Source organism: Mesorhizobium sp. B3-1-9 (assembly GCF_006439595.1).
Lineage (GTDB): Bacteria > Pseudomonadota > Alphaproteobacteria > Rhizobiales > Rhizobiaceae > Mesorhizobium.
This window is the reverse complement of sequence record NZ_VFTJ01000003.1, coordinates 277361-297211: the sequence shown is the minus strand read 5'-3', so window position 1 is coordinate 297211 and position 19851 is coordinate 277361. Positions and strand designations below refer to the sequence as shown.

At 63.7% G+C, this 19851-nt stretch carries 18 protein-coding genes and 1 pseudogene; 6 read left to right on the top strand and 13 right to left on the bottom strand.

Annotated elements, in window-relative coordinates; translation table 11 throughout:
• Positions 1–36 precede the first annotated feature (36 nt).
• Positions 37–1152, top strand: coding sequence for a 4-hydroxyphenylpyruvate dioxygenase (hppD, locus tag FJW07_RS07705; RefSeq protein ID WP_140855548.1), 1116 nt, complete (start codon positions 37–39; stop codon positions 1150–1152).
• A 28-nt stretch (positions 1153–1180) separates the two neighbouring features.
• On the opposite strand, the pseudogene FJW07_RS07700 reads toward hppD, so the two are convergent.
• From FJW07_RS07700 to hmgA, 4 genes and pseudogenes are all read right to left on the bottom strand, one after another.
• Positions 1181–1276 (bottom strand): annotated as a pseudogene (locus FJW07_RS07700) (BrnA antitoxin family protein); the annotation flags it as partial.
• Positions 1277–1384: 108 nt separating this feature from the next.
• Positions 1385–2398: a fumarylacetoacetate hydrolase family protein gene (locus tag FJW07_RS07695; RefSeq protein ID WP_140855546.1), complete on the bottom strand. Its 1014-nt coding sequence runs from the start codon at positions 2396–2398 to the stop codon at positions 1385–1387.
• Complete coding sequence (locus tag FJW07_RS07690; RefSeq protein ID WP_140656397.1) at positions 2395–3294, bottom strand: MBL fold metallo-hydrolase; 900 nt, start codon at positions 3292–3294, stop codon at positions 2395–2397. The genes FJW07_RS07695 and FJW07_RS07690 overlap by 4 nt, the downstream gene beginning before the upstream one ends.
• A complete protein-coding gene (gene hmgA, locus FJW07_RS07685) occupies positions 3291–4604 on the bottom strand; it encodes a homogentisate 1,2-dioxygenase (RefSeq protein WP_140855544.1) in 1314 nt (437 codons plus the stop codon). Before hmgA ends, FJW07_RS07690 begins: the two co-directional genes overlap by 4 nt.
• 131 nt (positions 4605–4735) lie before the next feature.
• On the opposite strand from hmgA, the gene FJW07_RS07680 reads away from it, so the two are divergent.
• Complete coding sequence (locus FJW07_RS07680) at positions 4736–5185, top strand: MarR family transcriptional regulator (protein WP_140855542.1); 450 nt, start codon at positions 4736–4738, stop codon at positions 5183–5185.
• Between the two features lie 202 nt (positions 5186–5387).
• On the opposite strand, the gene tdh is transcribed toward FJW07_RS07680, so the two are convergent.
• Genes tdh through FJW07_RS07660 form a run of 3 tightly spaced genes read right to left on the bottom strand, consistent with a single transcriptional unit; the run spans position 5388 to position 8127 of the window.
• Positions 5388–6422 (bottom strand): L-threonine 3-dehydrogenase, encoded by a 1035-nt coding sequence (tdh, locus tag FJW07_RS07670; RefSeq protein ID WP_140704136.1) that lies wholly within the window; start codon positions 6420–6422, stop codon positions 5388–5390.
• Positions 6423–6467: 45 nt separating this feature from the next.
• Positions 6468–6911, bottom strand: coding sequence for an SRPBCC family protein (locus FJW07_RS07665; RefSeq protein ID WP_140855541.1), 444 nt, complete (start codon positions 6909–6911; stop codon positions 6468–6470).
• 28 nt (positions 6912–6939) lie between these two features.
• Positions 6940–8127: a glycine C-acetyltransferase gene (locus FJW07_RS07660; protein WP_140855539.1), complete on the bottom strand. Its 1188-nt coding sequence runs from the start codon at positions 8125–8127 to the stop codon at positions 6940–6942.
• A gap of 299 nt (positions 8128–8426) precedes the next feature.
• Between FJW07_RS07660 and FJW07_RS07655 the strand changes: the two genes are divergently transcribed.
• Positions 8427–10496 carry an EAL domain-containing protein gene (locus tag FJW07_RS07655; protein WP_140855537.1) on the top strand — a complete coding sequence of 690 codons (2070 nt, stop codon included), beginning with the start codon at positions 8427–8429 and terminating at the stop codon, positions 10494–10496.
• Between the two features lie 249 nt (positions 10497–10745).
• A complete protein-coding gene (locus FJW07_RS07650) occupies positions 10746–11480 on the top strand; it encodes a polysaccharide deacetylase family protein (RefSeq protein ID WP_140855535.1) in 735 nt (244 codons plus the stop codon).
• Here FJW07_RS07650 and FJW07_RS07645 read toward each other — a convergent pair.
• Complete coding sequence (locus tag FJW07_RS07645) at positions 11471–11908, bottom strand: MarR family winged helix-turn-helix transcriptional regulator (protein ID WP_140641236.1); 438 nt, start codon at positions 11906–11908, stop codon at positions 11471–11473. The two genes, FJW07_RS07650 and FJW07_RS07645, sit on opposite strands and share 10 nt — an antisense overlap.
• 139 nt (positions 11909–12047) lie before the next feature.
• Here FJW07_RS07645 and FJW07_RS07640 point away from each other — a divergent pair, with 139 nt between their 5' ends.
• The gene (locus FJW07_RS07640; RefSeq protein ID WP_140855533.1) at positions 12048–12455 is read left to right on the top strand and encodes a hypothetical protein; all 408 of its coding nucleotides are present in this window, start codon (positions 12048–12050) and stop codon (positions 12453–12455) included.
• Positions 12456–12582: 127 nt separating this feature from the next.
• Here the strand turns inward: FJW07_RS07640 and FJW07_RS07635 are convergent, their stop codons facing one another.
• On the bottom strand, positions 12583–14628 hold the full coding sequence (locus tag FJW07_RS07635) for an NADH:flavin oxidoreductase (protein WP_140855531.1): 2046 nt from the start codon (positions 14626–14628) through the stop codon (positions 12583–12585).
• A gap of 119 nt (positions 14629–14747) precedes the next feature.
• Here FJW07_RS07635 and queF point away from each other — a divergent pair, with 119 nt between their 5' ends.
• Positions 14748–15209, top strand: coding sequence for a preQ(1) synthase (queF, locus tag FJW07_RS07630; protein ID WP_127303474.1), 462 nt, complete (start codon positions 14748–14750; stop codon positions 15207–15209).
• A 92-nt stretch (positions 15210–15301) separates the two neighbouring features.
• Here the strand turns inward: queF and FJW07_RS07625 are convergent, their stop codons facing one another.
• From FJW07_RS07625 to FJW07_RS07610, 4 genes are all read right to left on the bottom strand, one after another.
• Positions 15302–15937 carry a hypothetical protein gene (locus FJW07_RS07625; protein WP_140855529.1) on the bottom strand — a complete coding sequence of 212 codons (636 nt, stop codon included), beginning with the start codon at positions 15935–15937 and terminating at the stop codon, positions 15302–15304.
• 4 nt (positions 15938–15941) lie between these two features.
• Complete coding sequence (locus tag FJW07_RS07620) at positions 15942–16415, bottom strand: DUF3828 domain-containing protein (RefSeq protein ID WP_140855527.1); 474 nt, start codon at positions 16413–16415, stop codon at positions 15942–15944.
• A 94-nt stretch (positions 16416–16509) separates the two neighbouring features.
• Positions 16510–18159 (bottom strand): ABC transporter substrate-binding protein, encoded by a 1650-nt coding sequence (locus tag FJW07_RS07615; protein WP_140783488.1) that lies wholly within the window; start codon positions 18157–18159, stop codon positions 16510–16512.
• 64 nt (positions 18160–18223) lie between these two features.
• On the bottom strand, positions 18224–19774 hold the full coding sequence (locus FJW07_RS07610) for a trimethylamine methyltransferase family protein (RefSeq protein ID WP_140855525.1): 1551 nt from the start codon (positions 19772–19774) through the stop codon (positions 18224–18226).
• Positions 19775–19851 lie beyond the last annotated feature (77 nt).

Below are 19851 nucleotides of genomic sequence, written 5' to 3'. Positions count from 1 at the left end.
GCCAAGCACGGCCGCAACAGCTTTCGGAGGACTGCCATGGGCCCCTTCCCGCACGACGCCCCACCCGCCAGGATCAGCAAGCAGAACCCCGCTGGCACCGACGGTTTCGAATTCGTCGAGTTCGCGCATTCGGAGCCCGAAAAACTCGCCGAGCTTTTCACCCGCATGGGCTATGTCGCGGTGGCCAAGCATCGCAGCAAGGACATCACCGTCTGGCGCCAGGGCGACATCAACTACGTCGTCAATGCCGAGCCCGGCTCGCATGCGATGAAGTTCGTCGAAAAGCACGGCCCCTGCGCCGCCTCGATGGCTTGGCGCGTGGTCGATGCCAAACATGCTTTCGACCACGCCGTATCGAAGGGCGCCACGCCCTATGAAGGCGCCGACAAGGCGTTGGACGTGCCGGCAATCGTCGGCATCGGCGGCTCGCTGCTCTATTTCATCGAGGCCTATGGCGAGAAGGGCTCGGCCTATGATGCCGAGTTCGAGTGGCTGGGCGCGCGCGACCCGAAGCCCGAAGGCGTCGGCTTCTATTTCCTCGACCACCTCACCCACAATGTCTATCGCGGCAACATGGACAAGTGGTGGGATTTCTACCGCGACCTGTTCGGCTTCAAGCAGATCCATTTCTTCGACATCGACGGCAAGATCACCGGCCTGGTCAGCCGCGCCATCACCTCGCCCTGCGGCAAGATCCGCATTCCGCTGAACGAGTCCAAGGACGAGACCAGCCAGATCGCCGAGTATCTCAAGAAGTACAATGGCGAGGGCATCCAGCACATCGCGGTGGGCACCGACGCCATCTACGAGGCCACCGACAAGCTCGCCGCCAACGGGCTGAAGTTCATGCCCGGCCCACCCGACACCTATTACGAGATGTCGCAGACCCGTGTGAACGGCCATGACGAGCCGATCGAGCGCATGAAGAAGCACGGCATCCTCATCGACGGCGAAGGCGTCGTCGACGGCGGCACGACCAAGATCCTGCTGCAGATCTTCTCCAAGACCGTCATCGGACCGATCTTCTTCGAGTTCATCCAGAGGAAGGGCGACGAAGGCTTTGGCGAAGGCAACTTCCGCGCGCTGTTCGAGTCGATCGAGCAGGACCAGATCAAGCGCGGCGTGATCAAGCTGGACGGCAAGGCGGCGTAGCCAGCCGAAGGACCAACCGCCGGCTATCCTAAAGGCCGGCGGCCTTCCGCAGAATCTCGTTTATCCAGCTCTGCCAGCCCGGTCCGCCGGCACGGAAGCGGGCGACCACATCGCTGTCGAGGCGCGAACGCGCCTCGATGCGGTAGCTCAGCCGCGTCGCCTGGACGAAGACCACCAGCATGGCCGGCGTCCAGAGCCCGAACAGCACATAGAGCGCTTCGCCAGGCATCGCCTAGCCCTCGTATTTTTCGACCTTCTGCTCGATGGCGCCGAAGATCGAATGTCCGGCTTTGTCCTTCATCTCGATGCGCACCGTGTCGCCGAAATGCAGGAAAGGCGTCTTGGGCTCGCCGCTGTCAATGGTCTCGATCATGCGCAGCTCGGCGATGCAGGAATAGCCGGCGCCGCCCGCCGAAACCGGTTTGCCCGGGCCGCCATCGAGCTTGTTGGAGACGGTGCCCGAGCCGATGATGGTGCCGGCGGCGAGCGGCCGCGTCTTGGCGGCATGCACGATCAGCGCCGGGAAGTCGAAAGTCATGTCGATGCCGGCATTGGCGCGGCCGAACGGCTTGCCGTTGAGATCGGCGAGCAGCGGCAGGCTGACCTTGCCGCCGTCCCAGGCGTCGCCCAATTCGTCCGGCGTGACCGCGACCGGCGAGAAGGCCGAAGATGGCTTCGACTGGAAGAAGCCGAAGCCTTTGGCCAGTTCCGGTCCGGTGATGGCGCGCAGCGTGACATCGTTGACCAGCATCACCAGCCGGATCGCCTCTCTTGCCGCGTCCAGCCCGGCGCCCATCGGCACGTCGTCGACGATGACGGCGATCTCTGCCTCCATATCGATGCCGAAGGCTTCCTCGGCCATACGGATCGGGTCGCGCGGCGCGATAAAGGAGTCGGAGCCACCCTGGTAGATCAGCGGATCGGTCCAGAAGCTTGCCGGCATCTCGGCGCCGCGCGCTTTGCGCACCAGTTCGACATGGTTCACATAGGCCGAGCCGTCCGCCCATTGATAGGCGCGCGGCAGCGGCGAATGGGCGTCATGCTCGTGGAAGCGCGCCGAAGGCACCGCGTTGGTCTCGAGCGATTCCGCCATCGCCGCCAGATGCGGGGCGATGCGGCGCCAATCGTCGAGCGCGGCCTGCAGCGTCGGCACCAGGAACGAAGCGTCGGTGAACCGGGTCAGATCGCGCGAGACGACGACCAGTTTTCCGTCGCGGGTCCCGTTCTTCAATGTGGCAAGCTTCATGCGGTTTCCTCTCCTGACGCGGCCTTCTGACCGCTTAACTCCACAACAAGGCCGTCTCGGGCAATCGTCAAGTCACCGGCCCACGATTTCCTAGCAGCGGCGACCCAGTCGGCCTCGCCGATCGCGGGATCGTCGGCTGGAATGAGGTGGTTGAGCACCAGTCGCTTCACGCCGGCATCGCTGGCGATGTGACCCGCCTCCTCGGCGAGGCTGTGGCTGGCGAAAAGGTGCTCTTTCAGCCGAGCGCCATTGCCGGTCCTAGCGACCAGCCTTTCCACACCTTCCTCCAGCATGGCCTCGTGGACGAGGACATCGGCCCCTTTGGCAAAGTCGGCCAGCGGCGGAAAGAACGCCGTGTCGGAGGAAAACACCACGCTTCTGCCGCCATGCTCGAAACGCAGCGCGAAACAGTCGATCACCGGCGGGTGGTCGACGCGCAGCGCCGTCACCGTCAGGCCACCCTCCGCCAGGATGGTCCCCTCGCCAAGTTCCTTGACGGAGACCAGTTCGCGAATATCTGGCCGCCCCTCGTCGACGATGCGGATCTCGATGTCGAACTCCATCGCCCGGCAGAAATGCAGCCAATGGTCGTGGGTGCCTGACGGCCCGTAGACCGTCACCGGTGTCGCCAAACCCGCCGTCCATGCGGTGTGGATCAGCGGCCCGAGCTCGAGAAGATGGTCGGAATGGAGATGCGTGATAAAGATCAGGTCGAGCGCCTTGAGGCTCATGCCGGCATCGACCAGGCCGCGCGTGACGCCCAGCCCGCAATCGACGACGATATTGCGCCCGCCGATCTCCACCAGCGACGAACTCGGCCAAGGTCCGCCCGGCCGGACCGCTGGGCCGCCCTTGGAGCCAAGCACGACCAGCCGATCCAGCTTTTCGGTACTCAAGACCAGTCGCCCTCGGGCGTGCCGTTGAAACGCTTCTTCAGGTCGGCCCAGCAGTCGATGTAGTTCTCCTGCAAGGTGCCGAGTTCCGCAGCGTAGCGCGTCAACATCTGCGGAAAGCGCGTCTCGAACATGAAGGCCAGGGTGTTGTCGAGCTTGACCGGTTTCAAGTCCGCTCGCGTCGCTTTCTCGAAGCCGGAGGCGTCCGGCCCGTGCGCCAGCATCTGGTTGTGCAGGCTGATGCCGCCGGGGACAAACCCTTCCTCCTTGGCGTCGTACTGGCCGTGGATCAGGCCCATGAACTCGCTCATGATGTTGCGGTGGTACCAGGGCGGCCGGAACGTGTTTTCCGCCACCAGCCAGCGCGGCGGGAAGATGACGAAATCGACATTGGCCGTGCCCTCTTCTCCGCTCGGCGCCGTCAGAACGGTGAAGATCGACGGGTCGGGATGGTCGAACAGGATGGCGCCGACCGGCGAAAACGTCGCCAGATCATATTTGTAGGGCGCATAGTTGCCGTGCCAGGCGACGACGTCGAGCGGCGAATGGCCGAGCTCGGTGACATGGAAAGAGCCGCACCATTTGACGATCAGCCGGCAGGGCGTCTCCTTGTCCTCGAACCAGGCGCAGGGCGTCTTGAAGTCGCGCGGATTGGCAAGGCAATTGGCGCCGATCGGGCCGCGGTCGGGCATGGTGAATTTGGCGCCGTAGTTCTCGCAGACATAACCACGCGCTTCCTTGTCGGCGAGCTCGACCTTGAAGACGAGGCCACGCGGCAGCACTGCGATCTCGCCGGGCCGAAGCTCGATCACTCCCATCTCGGTGACGAAGCGCAGCGCGCCGACCTGCGGCACGACCAGCAATTCGCCGTCGGCGTTGAAGAAATGGTCGTTCACCATCGAGCGGTTGGCGACATAGACATGCGCGGCCATGCCAGACTGGCCGACCGCGTCGCCGGCCGTGGTGAAGGTGCGCATGCCGGAGATGAAGTCCGTCGGTTCGCCGGGCATCGGCGTCGGATTCCATCTATATTGGCCGAGCGCCAGCTCGTGGTCGCCGATATTCGGCCCGGTCTTCCATAAGGGATAGCTCGCCCCCTTGAAGCGGCCGGTGTGTTTCACACTCGGACGGATGCGGTAGAGCCAGGACCGCTCATTGGTGCCGCGCGGCGCGGTGAAGGGCGAGCCGGAAAGCTGCTCGGCATAGAGGCCGTAGGCCGGCCGCTGCGGCGAGTTTCGCCCCTGCGGAAGCGAGCCAGGCAGCGTCTCGGTCTCGAAGTCGTTGCCGAAACCCGGCATGTAGGAAAAGGCCATCCGATCCTCCCTGATTCCGGCTCGTCGGCCTCGCTAAGCGAGGCTTGCCGGCGATGTTGACCAAACTGGTTTCATTTGTAACCATTGAAAATGTAACTATCAACGGCTGTGTTGCACCCCGGGAGCACTCCATGGAACCGGATATCCTCGAGCTGGAAAGCTTCCTGCCCTACCGGCTCTACCGGCTTGCCGACACCGTCAGCCGCGAGTTCTCGCGCGTCTACAAGGAGCGCCACGGCCTGACCCGACCGGAATGGCGCACGCTTTCAGGGCTCGGGCAGCGCGGCACGATGACGGCAACGGAACTCGGCGAACAATCGGCCATGCACAAGACCAAGGTGTCGAGGGCGGTGGCGGAGTTGGAACGGCGGCGGTGGTTGACGCGCACGCCGGATGAGAGCGACCGGCGTGTCGAGCATCTGGCGCTGACCAAGGCGGGGCTCGCCGCCTATCGCGAGATGGTGCCGCTGGCGAAGGCGTTTGAGCAGGCGTTGCTGGGGAGGTTGAGTGCGGAGGAACGGACGGCGATAGCGAAGGGCGTGGCTGCGCTGGAGACCAGTCTGGCATCTGAATGGAAATAGACGCTAGCGCGAGGCCCCCCTCTCTGTCCTGCCGGACATCTCCCCCTCAAGGGGGGAGATCGGCAGCTTTGGCGACGGCGCTCATCTTGCAGCGTCTGCGATTGGCGAAGGCCGGCGTGACGGCTGATCTCCCCCCTTGAGGGGGAGATGTCCGGCAGGACAGAGAGGGGGGCGAAGGAACTCGACATCTCTCCAGAGGCCCCTACCAATCCATCACCACCTTGCCCGAACTGCCGCTGCGCATCGCGTCGAATCCGACCTGGAAATCGTCGATCCCGATCCGATGCGTGATAAGCCCCGAGACATCCAGCGGGCCTTGCACCAGGGCGATCATCTTGTACCAGGTCTCGAACATCTCGCGGCCGTAGATGCCTTTCAGATGCAGCATCTTGAAGATGACCTTGTTCCAGTCGATCTCGAAGCCGGTGGGCGCGATGCCGAGGATGGCGATCTTGCCGCCATTGTTCATGGTGTCGATCATGTCGCGGAAGGCGGGGGCGGCGCCCGACATCTCCAACCCGACGTCGAAACCTTCGGTCATGCCGATCGACGGCATGATGTCGCGTAGCTTTTCCTTCGAGGCGTCGACGACGTGCTGGACGCCGAGTTTTCGCGCCAGATCCAACCGCACCGGGTTGATATCGGTGATGACGACCTTGCGCGCGCCGACGCATTGCGCGACCAGCGCGCCCATGATGCCGATCGGCCCGGCGCCGGTGACCAGCACGTCCTCGCCGACGAGATCGAAGGACAATGCGGTGTGTACCGCATTGCCGAGCGGATCGAAGATCGCCGCGATCTCGTCCGGCACGTCGTCGGGGATCGGCACGACATTGTGCTGCGGGATGGCCAGATACTCGCCGAAGGCGCCGGGGCGGTTGACGCCGACGCCCAGCGTGTTGCGGCAGAGATGCCCCCTACCCGCGCGGCAGTTGCGGCAATGGCCGCAGACGATATGGCCTTCGCCCGAGACGCGCTGGCCGACCTTATATTCGGTGACCGCGGCGCCGTAGTCGGCAACGGTGCCGACGAATTCGTGGCCCGTCACCATCGGCACCGGCACCGTCTTCTGCGCCCACTGGTCCCAATTGTAGATATGGACGTCGGTGCCGCAGATCGCGGTCTTCTTGACCTTGATCAGCACATCGTTGGGGCCGATCTCCGGCACCGGCACCTCTTCCATCCAGATGCCCGGCTCGGCCTTGGCTTTCACCAGCGCCTTCATCATGTTGGACATTAGGCGCTCCTCAAAAATCTTGCCTGTCTCGATGGATCGGTTTCATCAGTGCGCCGCCTCCAGAATGTTCTTCAGCCGCAGCAAGTCTCGATCGGTCGAACGCCGAACGGCCAGGGCGATAAACGGTGCCACGAGACGGGAAAAGCCTGTCGGGGTGCCGCGGTTCCGGAGCGCCATATGGGTAGCGCCTTCTCGGGTATCGCGCCATGCATAACTCGTTTCCATGGGAAACGGTCCTTCGGCAGTTCGCATCACCAGCCGCTCGCCCTGCACGAGATCTACAATTTCGTAGGTGTAAACAAGCCGCCGTCCGAGGAACTGCGCCACGAATGCAATTCTCGATCCTACCTGCGCGGGTCGGGGCGTCTTCCATTCGACCGATTTGATATTGACGTACCAGCGGGGCACGTTGTCCGGATCGGCGGAAAAGGCGGCGACGACCGCGCGTGGCCTGGCGATCTCGATCCTGCTCGTGACATCGATCGTCATGGCCGACTTCTGTTTTCCTCGGCGTGGGTCAAGCCATTACACCCAGTTCTTTTCCCACGTCGCCGAAGGCCGCGACCGCCCTGTCGATATCGGCGCTGGAATGGGCGGCCGACATCTGCGTGCGGATGCGCGCCTGGCCCTTCGGCACCACCGGGAAGGAGAAGCCGATGACGTAGATGCCGCGCTTCAGCATGCGCGCGGCCATCTCCTGCGCCAGTGCGGCGTCGCCCAGCATCACCGGGATGATCGGATGATCGGCGCCCGCCAGCGTGAAGCCGAGCTTGCCCATCTTGGAGCGGAACCGGTCCGCATTGGCATATAGGCGCTCGCGCAGGGCGTCGCCATGACGGATCAGGTCGAACACCCTGATCGAGGCGCCGGCGATCGCCGGCATCAGCGTGTTGGAGAAGAGATAGGGCCGTGAACGCTGGCGCAGCCAGTCGACCACCTGGCTCTTGCCCGACGTGTAGCCGCCGGAGGCGCCGCCCAGCGCCTTGCCGAGCGTGCCGGTGATGATGTCCACCCTGCCCTCGACCCCGCAATGCTCGGCCGAGCCGCGGCCGTTCTTGCCGACGAAGCCGACCGCATGGCTGTCGTCGACCATGACCATGGCGTCGTATTTCTCGGCGAGGTCGCAGACGCCGTGCAAATTCGCGATGATGCCGTCCATTGAGAACACGCCGTCGGTGGCGATCAGCCGGAAGCGGCAGTCCTTCGCCTCCTTCAGCCGCGCTTCGAGATCGGCCATGTCGTTGTTGGCGTAGCGGAAGCGCTTGGCCTTGGAAAGCCTGACACCATCGATGATCGAGGCGTGGTTCAGCGCGTCCGAAATGATGGCGTCCTCCTCGCCGAGCAGCGTCTCGAACAGGCCGCCATTGGCGTCGAAGCAGGAGGAGTAGAGGATGGTGTCGTCCGTGCCGAGGAAAGACGAGATCGTCGCCTCGAGCTGCTTGTGCTCCTCCTGCGTTCCGCAGATGAAGCGCACCGAGGCCATGCCATAGCCGTAGCGGTCGAGCGCGTGCTTTGCCGCGTCGCGCAAATCCGGGCTATCGGCGAGGCCGAGATAGTTGTTGGCGCAGAAGTTCAGCACCCTTTCGCCGCCGACCTCGATCTCGGCGGACTGCATCGAGGAAATCACCCGCTCGGACTTGTAGAGCCCGGCCGATTTGAGGCCCTGGAGCTCGCTGTCGATGTGGGAAAGGAATGCTTTGCTCATGGTCCGGCCCTGTTCGGTTCGAGGCCGGACTGTCGCGCCATGGCTGCAAAAAATCCATCGCAAAAGCGACCGCTTCGGTGGCGCCGCGAAAGCCCGGTCGCAATTCTTTGCGAAGGCGCGGCCGCGATACGATCAAAAATGGGGTGAGCGGGAAAGGACATGATAACCATCTTGCGAGCTTTGCCGCGCCGCCGCGCATGCCGCCAGCGTCCCTTGCCGACCTGTTAACCCTTTCAAGGCAAGCGTTTTCCCGCCACGGATCCAGGCAGAAACCCGTCGACCGGAGGGGTCACCCAGTTATGTCGCAGCAGCCAGTGCATAGCGTTTCGCGCAAGCTGATCCTGCTCATCAAGACCGGCTACTGGCTGGCGCTGGCGATCATCGCCGCCATGGTGGTGGCCTCCTTCATTCTTCTGCAGCAATTGATGGCGCAGCAGCAGCATAATCATGCGCTGCTCGACATCGTCTCGACGCAGAAGGCGCTGTCGCAGCGCATCGTCTTCCTGGCCAGCGCCACCGGCGCCGCCTCGCGCGACAAGCAGCCGGCACTGGTCACCGCGCTCAAGCAGGCGACGGGCGAGTTCGAGACCAACTACGACCGGCTGCTCAAGGAGACCGGCGCCGACCCGCTCTCGCCGGCGCGCAACGACCCAAAGTCGATCGAATACGTCCTGTTCAGCAAGCCTTTCCACCTCGATTACTTCTCGATCGGCCTCGTCGCCAATGGCGACAGGCTGGTCTCCTCCTTCGCCTCGCAGCTTGGCATGCAGAACGACGGCTATAAAGGCAGCGGCGAACGCGTCGGCCTCGACGCCTCCGTCGCCAACGCGACGATGTCCGGCTATGCCGCGCTCGGCCAGCGCATCAGCGCCTTCGCCGACGAAAAATCCAGCAACATCCTCGACCTGCATCGCACGCTGTTCTTCGCCACGCTCGGCGTCATCGTGCTGGTGGCGCTGTTCATCTTCCGGCCGATGTCCAACGCTATCCTGCGCAAGACGCGCGAGCTGGTCGATGCCCGCAACTCGATGGCCTTCATCGCCGTGCATGACGGCCTGACAGGGCTGCACAACCGCACCTTCCTCACCGACCATTTCGAAACGCTGATCAAGGGAGCGCACCGCCGCCGCGAGCGCCTTGCGGTGATCCAGCTCGATCTCGACCGCTTCAAGCAGATCAACGACACGCTTGGCCATGCCGCCGGCGACTATGTGCTGGTGGTGACGGCGCAGCGTATGCGCGATTCCTGCCGCGCGTCGGATCTCTGCGCCAGGCTTGGCGGCGACGAGTTCGTCATGATCCTCAACGGCGCCGGCACCACCGAGGACATCCATGCGCTGGCCAAACGCATCCTCGATGAGATCAACGAGCCCATCACGTTCCAGGGCACGACCATCATGCCCGGAGCCAGCGCCGGCATAGCGGTCTATCCGGTCGACGCCGACAACGCGCAGGACCTGCTCGTCCATGCCGATCTCGCGCTCTATTCGGCCAAAAAACTCGGCGGCGGCAATTTCTCCTTCTTCTCCGAGGAGCTGCGCCGCGAGCTCGACTATCGCAAGCAGCTCGAACAGGACATCCGTACGGCGATCGCCAACAGGAGCTTCGAGGTCTATTTCCAGCCGCAGGTGTCGCTGACCAGCGGCAAGATCAGCGGCATCGAGGCGTTGGTGCGCTGGAAGCACGAGACGCGCGGCATGATCTCGCCCGGCGAGTTCATTCCGGTCGCCGAGAAATGCGGCTTCATGCCGGATATCGGCCGCATCGTCATCGGCAAGGCGATCGAGGAAGCCGCCGAATGGGACCGCGCCGGCATCGATTTCGGGCGCATCGCCGTCAATGTCTCGGGCACGGAGCTGCGCGAGTCCGATTTCGACACCTTCCTGTTCGACACGCTGGAGCGTGCCGGGCTGCGGCCGCAGAAGCTGGCGCTGGAAATTGTCGAATCCGTCATCCTCGACGACGAGAAGACCGGCATCGCCGCGAAGCTCCGCCACATCCGCGCCGCCGGCGTGCATCTCGAGCTCGACGATTTCGGCACCGGCTATGCCTCGCTCAGCCACGTCAACCCGAACGAGATCGACCGGCTGAAGATCGACCGCCGCTTCGTCCAGAACATCAACGAGAACGGCGACAATTCCAAGATCGTGCGCGCCATCACCGAGCTTGCCCGCGGGCTCGGCATCTCGATCGTCGCCGAGGGTGCGGAGACTGAAGCCGAGCTCGACTCGCTGATGGCGATCGGCTGCGATCAGGTGCAGGGCTATTCAATCGCCTTCCCGATGCCGCAGGACAAGGCGCGCGAATGGCTTTTGGCGCGCAGCCCGAAAAAGGCGAAGCTGAAAGTGCTGCAAGGCAGCTTGGCTTGAGATGCGCCGATATTCAGGTGAGGCCGGCCTGCAAATGGCGGCTTCCTGCGCTTCCGGCCTTCGCCGGCCGAAGCACTCATGAGTGATGTGGCAGTTAAATCAGGGCTACGGCCGGACTAGGCCGGTTCTCGGAAACCACCATTTTCGACTCGGCCTGACCTGAATCTCAACGCATCTCGGCATCCAGCCATGCTCGATAAGATCCACGCTGCCATAGCGTCTTGCCATGATCGCAAGCAGTTCTTGCGGATGCCGCTTCGTTTTATCCTGTCGCTTCTGCTGCTTGTCGCGTCGCCGGCTTTGGCCGCCGACCGCACTGTATATCTCACCTTCGACGACGGGCCGCTGAACGGCACCAGCAACATCCTCGACGTGCTGCAGGCCGAGCAGGTGCCGGCGACGCTGTTCATGGTCGGCATGCATGCCGAGGCGAACGCCATCAACCGGGCACTGCTGCAGCGGGCGAAATCGATGCCGCTGGTGACGATCGGCAACCACAGCTACAGCCATGCCTACAATCACTACCGGCATTTCTACGGCGACACCGAAGGCGTGGCCGCCGACATGCTCAGGGCGAACGCCGTGCTGGGCTTGAAGCCGGCCGTGCATGCGCGGCTGCCAGGACGCGACGTGTTCCGGCTGCCCAATTACTCGAAGGACGACAATTCGCTCGGGCTGGCGGAGGCGGGGCGCGAGGATCCGGACTACGAGTTCGTCGCGGCGTCGGGCTTCTGGCTCTATGGCTGGGACCACGAATGGGTACATGAGGACAGCGGCAAGCCGGTGCAGAGCGTCGACCACCTGGTCAGCGAGATCGATCATCTGTTCGGCTACGGTCGTTTCGCCAAGCCGAACAAGCTGATCCTGCTCATGCATGACGAGATGTTCCAGGACACCTTCGACGGCAAGGCGAAGCTGACGGCGTTGATCGCGGCGCTCAAGCTGCGCCACTACGCCTTCGGCGCGATAACGGGTTACGACTGAGGCGGCTCAGCGTTGCGCCTAAGTGCGGCAAGCACCTCCGTGAATTCGGCGAGCTTGTCATCGGGGATACCAGCCCGCAGACGCTTGTCGAAGGCGACCGCCGCGAGGCGCAACTTTTCGAACAGCGCTTCGCCGGCTTCCGTCAACGCCACCTGGTGGACCCTGCGGTTTTCCGGATCGCGGCGGCGTGTCAGCAACCCTTGCGCCTCCATGCCGTTGAGGTGATGGGTAAGCGTCGCGCCCTGGATGCCGATCATCCCGGCAAGCTCGCGCTGGTTCGCCAGTTCCTTGGACTTGACCGAGAGCAGGGTCACCCAGACCGGCAGCGTGCCGCCGGCCTCGACCATCGCGGCATCGAAAGCCTGCGCCACCACTTTCGAGGTGCGGGCGAGATTCATGCCGACGGGCGGACGGTCAAACGGTGTCATGACCTGACAGTAGAGCAAAGCGATTGGAACATGAAACCTGGCTTCATGATTGACATCTAACCGTTAGATATCTAACTTTGTCTTATTGATGGCGTCGACATGCTGCGACGCGCGGCGGGCGGCAGAGAGGAATGCGGTCATGCAATATGTCTATATCGTCACCATCGGCCTGCATGTGATGGCCGGCGTGTTCTGGGCCGGCACGACCATCGCTGTCGCCCGCGATCCGGAGATCAAGGCGGAGCGTTTCATCCGGCCGCAGTTCGGCGCCTCCGGCATAGTTTTCCTGACCGGCATACTGCTCTGGTATTTCTTCCACGAGGGCGCGTTCGGCTCGATGGAGAAGGTGCTGGCGCTCGGCATTTTGACGGCGCTGATCGCCGCCGGCGTGCAGGGCGCGCTTGTTGCCTCCGCCAGCAGGCAGCTGGCTGGGGCCGATCAAGCCACGCAGACCCAGTTGCGGGCGAAAATGACCAGAGGCGAACGCATCGCCGGCGGGCTGCTGGTCATCACCGTGTTTTGCATGGCGACTGCCAAGCTATTTTGAAATCGCACGGCCGGCGAAACCGACCGGGCGCGGCGCGCAACGGACCGAAGCGGCAGGTGGCTCTCCTTGCAAAGGTCCGTTGCGCGCCTGTTTTTGAGCATGATCTCGGGGATCATGCCCCGGCCAATCAGATCCGGATCCCGAAGCGGATGCCGTCATAGATGGCGGCGTGGATGTTGCGCGAGGCGACCGCGTCGCCGATGCGAAACATCACGAAGCCGCCTTCGGCATTGCGCGCGGGGAAGATGTCGCCGCCGCTCACCAGCCGCTCATAGTCGACCGCACCGCCATTCTTCGACAGGGGCTTGAGCGACAGATAAAGATCGTCGAGCGGTGCGGTGCCATGCTCGACCACCACCTGGTCGACGCGCCGCTCGCCACGCCAGCCATCGGCGAAGTCCGATGCCAGCTCGGCGATGAGCTGGTTGCCCTCGCGCCGCACCGAGCGCAGGCGGGTGTTGATGGTGACGGTGACGCCCTTTTCATGGAAGACGCGCATGTAGGGCACGTGGTTCAGGCCACCCATCTCCGGCGCGAAGAAGCGCTCGGGCGACACAAGCTCCAGCCTGGAGCCGCTCTTGGCGATGAGCTCGGCGGCGCCCATGCCCTGATGGCCGCCATTGTCGTCGTAAAGCAGCACGTTGTCGGCCGGCTTGACGCTGCCGGCCATGATGTCCCAGCTCGAGGTGACGAGATTGTCGCCGGCCGTCAGCGGCGGGTTCTGCGGCAGGCCGCCGGTGGCGACGATCACCACATCCGGCGCCAGCGCCAGCACATCGTCCCTCTCGGCCCAGGTATCGTAGCGGATCTCGACGCCGAGCCTATCCAATTCGGCGAGCCGCCAGTCGATGATGCCGATCAGTTCCTTGCGACGCGGGTTCTGGGTTGCGAGCCTCACCTGGCCGCCGGCCTGGCTTGAGGCTTCCAGCACCGTCACCTGATGACCGCGTTCGGCCGCCACGCGGGCGGCCTCCAGGCCGCCGGCGCCAGCGCCCACCACCACGACTTTCTTCTTCGGTCCCTCGCTCTTGGCGATGACGTGCGGAATGGTCGCCTCGCGGCCGGTCGCGGCGTTGTGGACGCACAGCGCCTCGCCGCCCTCATAGATGCGGTCGAGACAATAGGTGGCGCCGACGCAGGGGCGGATCTCGTGCTCGCGGCCTTCCATCACTTTGCGGATGATATGCGGATCGGCGATATGGGCGCGCGTCATGCCGACCATGTCGAGCTTGCCGGTGGCGATGGCGTGGCGGGCGGTGGCGACGTCGGAAATGCGCGCCGCGTGGAAGGTCGGGAACTTCGTCGCCGCCCTCACCTCACCGGCGAAATCGAGATGCGGCGATGAGCGCATGCCGGTCACCGGAATGACCTTGGTCAGCGACGCATCGGTTTCGATCGTGCCGCGAATGATGTTGAGGAAATCGACCTTGCCGGAATTGGCGAGCCGCTTGGCGATCTCGACGCCCACCTCCTTCGAGATGCCCTTTTCGAAATCCTCGTCGGCGACCATGCGAATACCGACGATGAATTCTTTACCGACGGCGGCACGCACCGCGTCGAGCACCATGTCGGTGAAGCGCAGCCGGTTGTCGAGCGAGCCGCCGAACTCGTCGTCACGATGGTTGGTCAGCGGCGACCAGAAGCCATCCATCAGATGGCCGTAGGATTCGAACTCGATGCCGTCGAGGCCGGCCGCCTGGCAGCGCTGCGCGGCCGAAGCATAGTCGGCGACGATGCGCTCGATGTCCCACTCCTCGATGGTCTTCGGGAAGGCGCGATGCGCCGGCTCGCGCACCGGCGAGGCCGACAGCACCGGCAACCAATCGGCCTTGTTCCAGCCCGTGCGGCGGCCGAGATGGGTGATTTGGATCATCACCTTGCAGTCATGCTCATGGCAGGCATCCGCGAGCTCAGCCAGCCACGGCACGATCCTGTCGTCATAGACATGCAGATTGCCGAAGGCGGCCGGGCTGTCGCGCGAGACGATCGCCGAGCCCGCCGTCATGGTCAGCGCCATGCCGCCCTTGGCCTTTTCGGCGTGGTAGAGCCGGTAGCGCTCCTTCGGCATGCCGTCCTCGGAATAGGCCGGTTCATGGCTGGTCGACATCACCCGGTTCTTCAGCGTCAGGTGCTTGAGTTGGTAAGGTTGGAGAAGCGGGTCGCTGCTGGTCATCTTCTTCCTGCCGTTTCAAAATCAAATTGTGCTAATGAGCGCGCCGCGCCCGATTGAACGCGGCGCCAGATGATCGCGCTGCCGCCCGTCGAACCGTCGGCGGCAGCAAGGAGTTGCCCATGACCGACGCCAAGAACCTCACCCAGCTCGGCAAGCACGTCGAGACGCCACAGAGCCCCGAACAGGCGGTCCTGGAGACCGTGCCGTTCCAGCGCGGCGACGGCCCGCCGGCGATCGTGCGTTTCACTTGCCCGGAATTCACCTCGCTCTGTCCGGTCACCGGCCAGCCGGACTTCGCCCACATCGTTGTCGACTACGCGCCCGACCGGACGCTGGTGGAATCGAAGTCGCTGAAGTTGTTCATGACCTCGTTCCGCAACCACGGCGCCTTCCATGAGGAATGCACGGTCATGATCGGCCGCCGCATCGTCGAGGCGACGAAACCGCTCTGGCTGCGCGTCGGCGGCTACTGGTTCCCGCGCGGCGGCATCCCCATCGACGTCTTCTGGCAGACCGGCGCGCCGCCCAAGGACGTATGGCTGCCGGATACCGGCGTCGCGCCTTATCGCGGAAGGGGTTGAAATTTGTTGCGAGAAGCCGGCGGGACAGCGCCCCCCTCTGTGCAGGACAGAAGGGTGCGCGAAGGATCGCCGGCGCTGATCTTTAATCGCCATCACTCGCACTGGTACTGGCTGAGCGCCCATTCGCCGGTCACCGACAGAAGATCGGAGATCTTCCAGCCGCCGCCGACCTTCTTCAGCTTCCATTCAAGGCGATGCTGGTGGCCTTCGACGACGAAGGCGACGACCACCTTGGCCTGATCGCCATTGACGGCCTCGATGGTGCGCAGGCTCTTGTCGATGGCGAGCTTGTCATAGTCGGCATTGTCGAGCGCCATGTTGGGATCCAGGCATTCGCCCTGCCCCGAGGCGCGCAGCGCATCGCTCTTGTCGAGCACGGTTTTCGCCGGATCGACGAAGTTCTTGCGCTGGGCCGGATCGAGCTCGAGCCCGAGATGTTCGTAGAAGGGCTTGACCACCGCCGTCGGCGATCCAGGCAGGACAGGCGCGGGCGGCGGCAGTTCGACCGGCTTGCTTTCCGGCGCCTGGGTTGCGGCGGGCGGCGAGGTATCGACCGCCGGCGGCGACTTGCCGACCGCAGGCGGCGACTTGTCGTCCGCCGGCGCATTGTCGCCCGAGGACGCGCTCGGCGGCGGCGCGCCGAAGAGCCCCTGCGCCGAGGCGCCGCCGTTCAGCCCCGCGGCCAGCATCGACAAGCTCGACAACGAAAGGACGAGACGACGAAGCACGGCATCACTCCGTCGAGGCGCCGCATTCCAGCGCACTGAGCTTCCAGCCGCTGGTCTTGGAGGTGATGTCGGCGATCTTCCACTTGCCGTCCACTTTCTTCAGCGACCACACCATTTCGCGTTTGGAGTCATCGCCTTCCGGGAAAAGATTGAAGTTCGCCGTCACCTCGGCGGTGTCGCCATTGACGGTCTCGGCGAGCTTCAGCGTCTTCGACAGGGTCTTCTGATCGAAATCCTGGGCGTCGAGGCCCGGGTCGAAATCGATGCAGGACACCTCGTCGGGCTTCTCCTTCTGCGCCTTGTCGTTGGCTTCGAACAGCCTGGTGACCGGCTCGGTGAAGCGGTCGCGATATTTGGCGTCCGCCTCGAACTTCACTTCCGGCACGTAGAAGAACTTCACGGCGTTGGATGCCGGCCCGGCAAGCGTGGCGCCGGGCAACGCAATCGACATGGCAGCGGCAAGCACTATCGGCTTCATGCAGGATCTCCGGAGGTTCGGCGGCGTGGTGGCAAGATCGCCACCACGCATCCTGCATATCGGCTTTTTTGCGGCTCATGAAGTCCAGGCGCGCTCAGGCATCCAGCCAGACGTTCTGGAAGTCCATTTCGTAGGTCTGGTGCATCGTGTAGTTCTTCACCTTCTTGTTCATATGGCAGTAGAGCTTCTGCCAGAAGGGCTGGACGATGACGCCGGAGTCCTGCAGGATCGTCTCGACATCCTTCATCACCTCCTTGCGCTTGGCGACGTCGATGAGCGACAGCGCCTCCTTGAGCTTGGCGTCGAAATCCGGGTTGGAATAAGCCGTTTCGTTCCAAGCCTCGCCGGTGCGGTAGCCGAGCGCCAGCACCTGGACGCCCAGCGGGCGCATGTACCAGATGGTCATGGAATAAGGATATTTCGTCCAGTCGTTCCAGAAGGTCGAGCCCGGCAGCACCGTGCGCTTCACCTTGATGCCGGCGTCGCGCAACTGGCCGGCGATCGCGTCGCCGGTATTCTTCTGCCATTCGTCCTCGACCGTGATCAGCTCATGCTCGAAGTCGGCCTGGCCAGCGTCGGCCATCAGCTTCTTGGCGCCGGCGGCGTCGCGCTCCTTCTTGGGCAGCGGGTAGTATTCGGGATGGATCGGGCTGACGTGGTGGTTCTCGCCGACCGTGCCGCGCCCATTGTAGCCGAGCTGCATCACCTGGTTGTTGTCGACCGCCATTTGCAGCGCGTTGCGCACCCGCTTGTCGTCATAGGGCTTGTGCGTGACGTTGGTGCGGGCAACGAGCGTGGTTGCCGTCGCCACCTCCGATTTCACCAGATCCATCTTGTCGAGCGGGTCGATGAAGTCGGCCGGCGTCTCGAAATCGAGATCGATCTCGCCGGAATCGAAGGCATTCAGCGTGGCGTTGAAGTCAGTGCCGTAGTCGATGAACTCGACCCCGTCGAGCGGTGCTTCGCCGCCCCACCACTTGCCGTTCTCGCGGCGCTTGACGACCGCCTTCGACCCCACCGAATAAGACACCAGCTCGAAGGCTCCGGTGCCGATCGGCTTCTTGATCGGATCGGCGCCATCCTTGTCGAAGTCGCGGTGGACGACCAGGGCCGGATAGTCGGTGAGGCCCGGGATGATGGCGATATCGGCTTCGTTGAGCTTCAGCTTGACCGTGTGGTCGTCGACCTTGGTGATCGCGCCATCCTTGGCCTTGCCGGTCTTGGCGTCGATCAGCGCGCCGACACGGGCGGCCATGGAATTGCCGGACGCCCCCTTCTCGCACCAGCGGTTCAGATTGGCGACCACATCGTCGGCGTTGAAGGCATCGCCATTGTTCCAGGTGACGCCCTTGCGCAGATGCAGCGTGTATTCGGTGGCGTCGTCATTGACGTCCCAGCTTTCGAGCAGCACCGGCTCGAAGGTGAACTGGTGCGTGTAGCGTACCAGCGGCTCCAGCCAGGTGCGGGTGATGTTCGCCATCTCCGTCCAGTCATAGGTGCGCGGGTCCTTCTGCGCCTTGACCGACATCGCGACATGCAACGTTCCGCCCTTCTTGGGCTCATCGGCGAGTGCCTTGGTCGGCGCGGCAAGGCCGAGCATGCCATAGGCGAAAGCCGTCGACGCGCCGAAGGCGCTCGCCAGAGCCAGGAATTCGCGCCGGTCGACACGACCCGCCCGCGCTTCCTCTGCCATCGCTTCGATAGCGGCCGGGACCCGGTCACCATTGCTTCTGAAAAGTGTCATTCTCGTTCTCCCATTGATTTCTTCAGGTCTTCGCCCGGTTGGTTTCAACTAACGCTGCTATCCATCAACTAACGCTGTCCGGCAGCTTTTCCTCACGCCGCGCGATCAAATCCGCGAGACCCTCGGCAATGCCCTCGTCGAGCTTCGGTTCCTGGTAGTCGGCGAGCATGGCGCGCGCCTTTTCGCGACCGCGCGTGTCATGGTCCTTCGCGCCTTCGGCGTTCCATTGCTCGAAGGAATTGAAGTCCATGATGTTCGGCATGAAGAAGGCGCTCTCGAAATGCTCGAGCGTGTGCTGCGTGCCGAGGAAATGCCCTTGTGGACCGACCTCGCGGATCGCCGCCATCGCTTCCTTGAAATCGTCGAAAGGCACGCCGCCGGCATATTTATACCAGCCGACGAGCTGCTCGCAGTCGGTGGCGAATTTCGAATAGCCGCAGGTGAGGCCCGCTTCCAGCCAGCCGGCGGAATGCCAGATGTAATTGGCGCCGGACAGGATCGCGGCATGCATCAGCATGTTCGCCTCATAGCCGGCCTGCGCGTCGTTGAGCTTGGAGCCGACATGGAAGCCGGATGTGCGCCAGGGCAATTTGTATTTCCTGGCCAGCGCGCCCATCAGATACATCATCTGGGCCGCCTCCGGCGTGCCGCCCATCGGAGCGCCGGTCTTCATGTCGACCGTGACCATGAACTGGCCGTAGATCTGCGGCGAGCCCGGGCGGATGAGCTGGGTCAGGGCCACGCCGGCAAGCGCCTCGGCGTTGACTTGCGCCACAGCCCCGACGGCGGAGGCCGAGGTCGACGCGCCGCACAGCGCGAAGGGCGCCAGGATCAGCGGCTGATTGTGGCTGGCATAGACCCGCATGGCGTCGATCATGGTGGCGTCCCACACCAGCGGCGAATTGCAGTTGGTGATCGCCACCAGCACAGGGTTGTCGCGCACGAAGTCCTCGCCGAAGACGATGCCAGCCATCGCCATCGTGTCCTCGGCGCGTTCCTTCGACGTCACGATGCCCATGAACGGCTTGTCGGAATGTTTCAGGGCCGAATGGATGATGTGCAGATGCCGCTTCGGCACGGCGATTTCCATCGGCTCGCAGATGACCGAGCTCGACGAATGCAGCGCCGGCGCCATGTAGGCCATCTTGTGGAAATTGTTGAGGTCGGCGAGCGTGCCGTAACGGCGCTTGTTGTCGAGGTCGCGGATATAGGGCGCGCCATACATCGGCACGAAGATCGAGTTCTTGCCGCCGACGCGCACGGTGCGCTCGGGGTTGCGCGCGTTGAGCGTGAATTCCGCCGGAACCTTCGAGACGAGTTCCATCAGCAAAGCGCGGTCGATGCGGACGCGCGTCTCCTGCACGTCCGCGCCGGCCGCTTTCCAGAGCTCGATCGCCCCGTCGTCGCGGAATTCGCACCCCACCTCCTCGAGGATCTTGAGCGATTCCTCGTGGATCAGCTCCACCGCCTCGTCAGGCACGATCTCATAGGCGGGGATCTTGCGGACAAGGGTCGGGAAGGACGCGATCGGCGCGCTTCTCAGCGCCTTGCGGCCAAGACGGCCACCGCCGCGGCGGTGGGTCTGTTCGGTCAATTCAACGGCCGGTGCGTTCATGGAGCCTCCTTCTTCCCGCCACTCACGTTAGCGAGGCAAAATATGGCTGTGACGCTGGAAAATCCTGATCTTCTGTA

What these genes read in the sequence shown, in the direction of transcription:
- FJW07_RS07660 (WP_140855539.1), bottom strand. Translation starts at nt 8,127, where the DNA reads ATGAGCAAAGCATTCCTTTCCCACATCGACAGCGAGCTCCAGGGCCTC.
- tdh (WP_140704136.1), bottom strand. Translation starts at nt 6,422, where the DNA reads ATGTCCAACATGATGAAGGCGCTGGTGAAAGCCAAGGCCGAGCCGGGC.
- FJW07_RS07615 (WP_140783488.1), bottom strand. Translation starts at nt 18,159, where the DNA reads ATGACACTTTTCAGAAGCAATGGTGACCGGGTCCCGGCCGCTATCGAA.
- FJW07_RS07635 (WP_140855531.1), bottom strand. Translation starts at nt 14,628, where the DNA reads ATGACCAGCAGCGACCCGCTTCTCCAACCTTACCAACTCAAGCACCTG.
- FJW07_RS07620 (WP_140855527.1), bottom strand. Translation starts at nt 16,415, where the DNA reads ATGAAGCCGATAGTGCTTGCCGCTGCCATGTCGATTGCGTTGCCCGGC.
- FJW07_RS07655 (WP_140855537.1), top strand. Translation starts at nt 8,427, where the DNA reads ATGTCGCAGCAGCCAGTGCATAGCGTTTCGCGCAAGCTGATCCTGCTC.
- FJW07_RS07610 (WP_140855525.1), bottom strand. Translation starts at nt 19,774, where the DNA reads ATGAACGCACCGGCCGTTGAATTGACCGAACAGACCCACCGCCGCGGC.
- queF (WP_127303474.1), top strand. Translation starts at nt 14,748, where the DNA reads ATGACCGACGCCAAGAACCTCACCCAGCTCGGCAAGCACGTCGAGACG.
- FJW07_RS07640 (WP_140855533.1), top strand. Translation starts at nt 12,048, where the DNA reads ATGCAATATGTCTATATCGTCACCATCGGCCTGCATGTGATGGCCGGC.
- FJW07_RS07695 (WP_140855546.1), bottom strand. Translation starts at nt 2,398, where the DNA reads ATGAAGCTTGCCACATTGAAGAACGGGACCCGCGACGGAAAACTGGTC.
- FJW07_RS07650 (WP_140855535.1), top strand. Translation starts at nt 10,746, where the DNA reads ATGCCGCTTCGTTTTATCCTGTCGCTTCTGCTGCTTGTCGCGTCGCCG.
- hmgA (WP_140855544.1), bottom strand. Translation starts at nt 4,604, where the DNA reads ATGGCCTTTTCCTACATGCCGGGTTTCGGCAACGACTTCGAGACCGAG.
- hppD (WP_140855548.1), top strand. Translation starts at nt 37, where the DNA reads ATGGGCCCCTTCCCGCACGACGCCCCACCCGCCAGGATCAGCAAGCAG.
- FJW07_RS07665 (WP_140855541.1), bottom strand. Translation starts at nt 6,911, where the DNA reads ATGACGATCGATGTCACGAGCAGGATCGAGATCGCCAGGCCACGCGCG.
- FJW07_RS07645 (WP_140641236.1), bottom strand. Translation starts at nt 11,908, where the DNA reads ATGACACCGTTTGACCGTCCGCCCGTCGGCATGAATCTCGCCCGCACC.
- FJW07_RS07680 (WP_140855542.1), top strand. Translation starts at nt 4,736, where the DNA reads ATGGAACCGGATATCCTCGAGCTGGAAAGCTTCCTGCCCTACCGGCTC.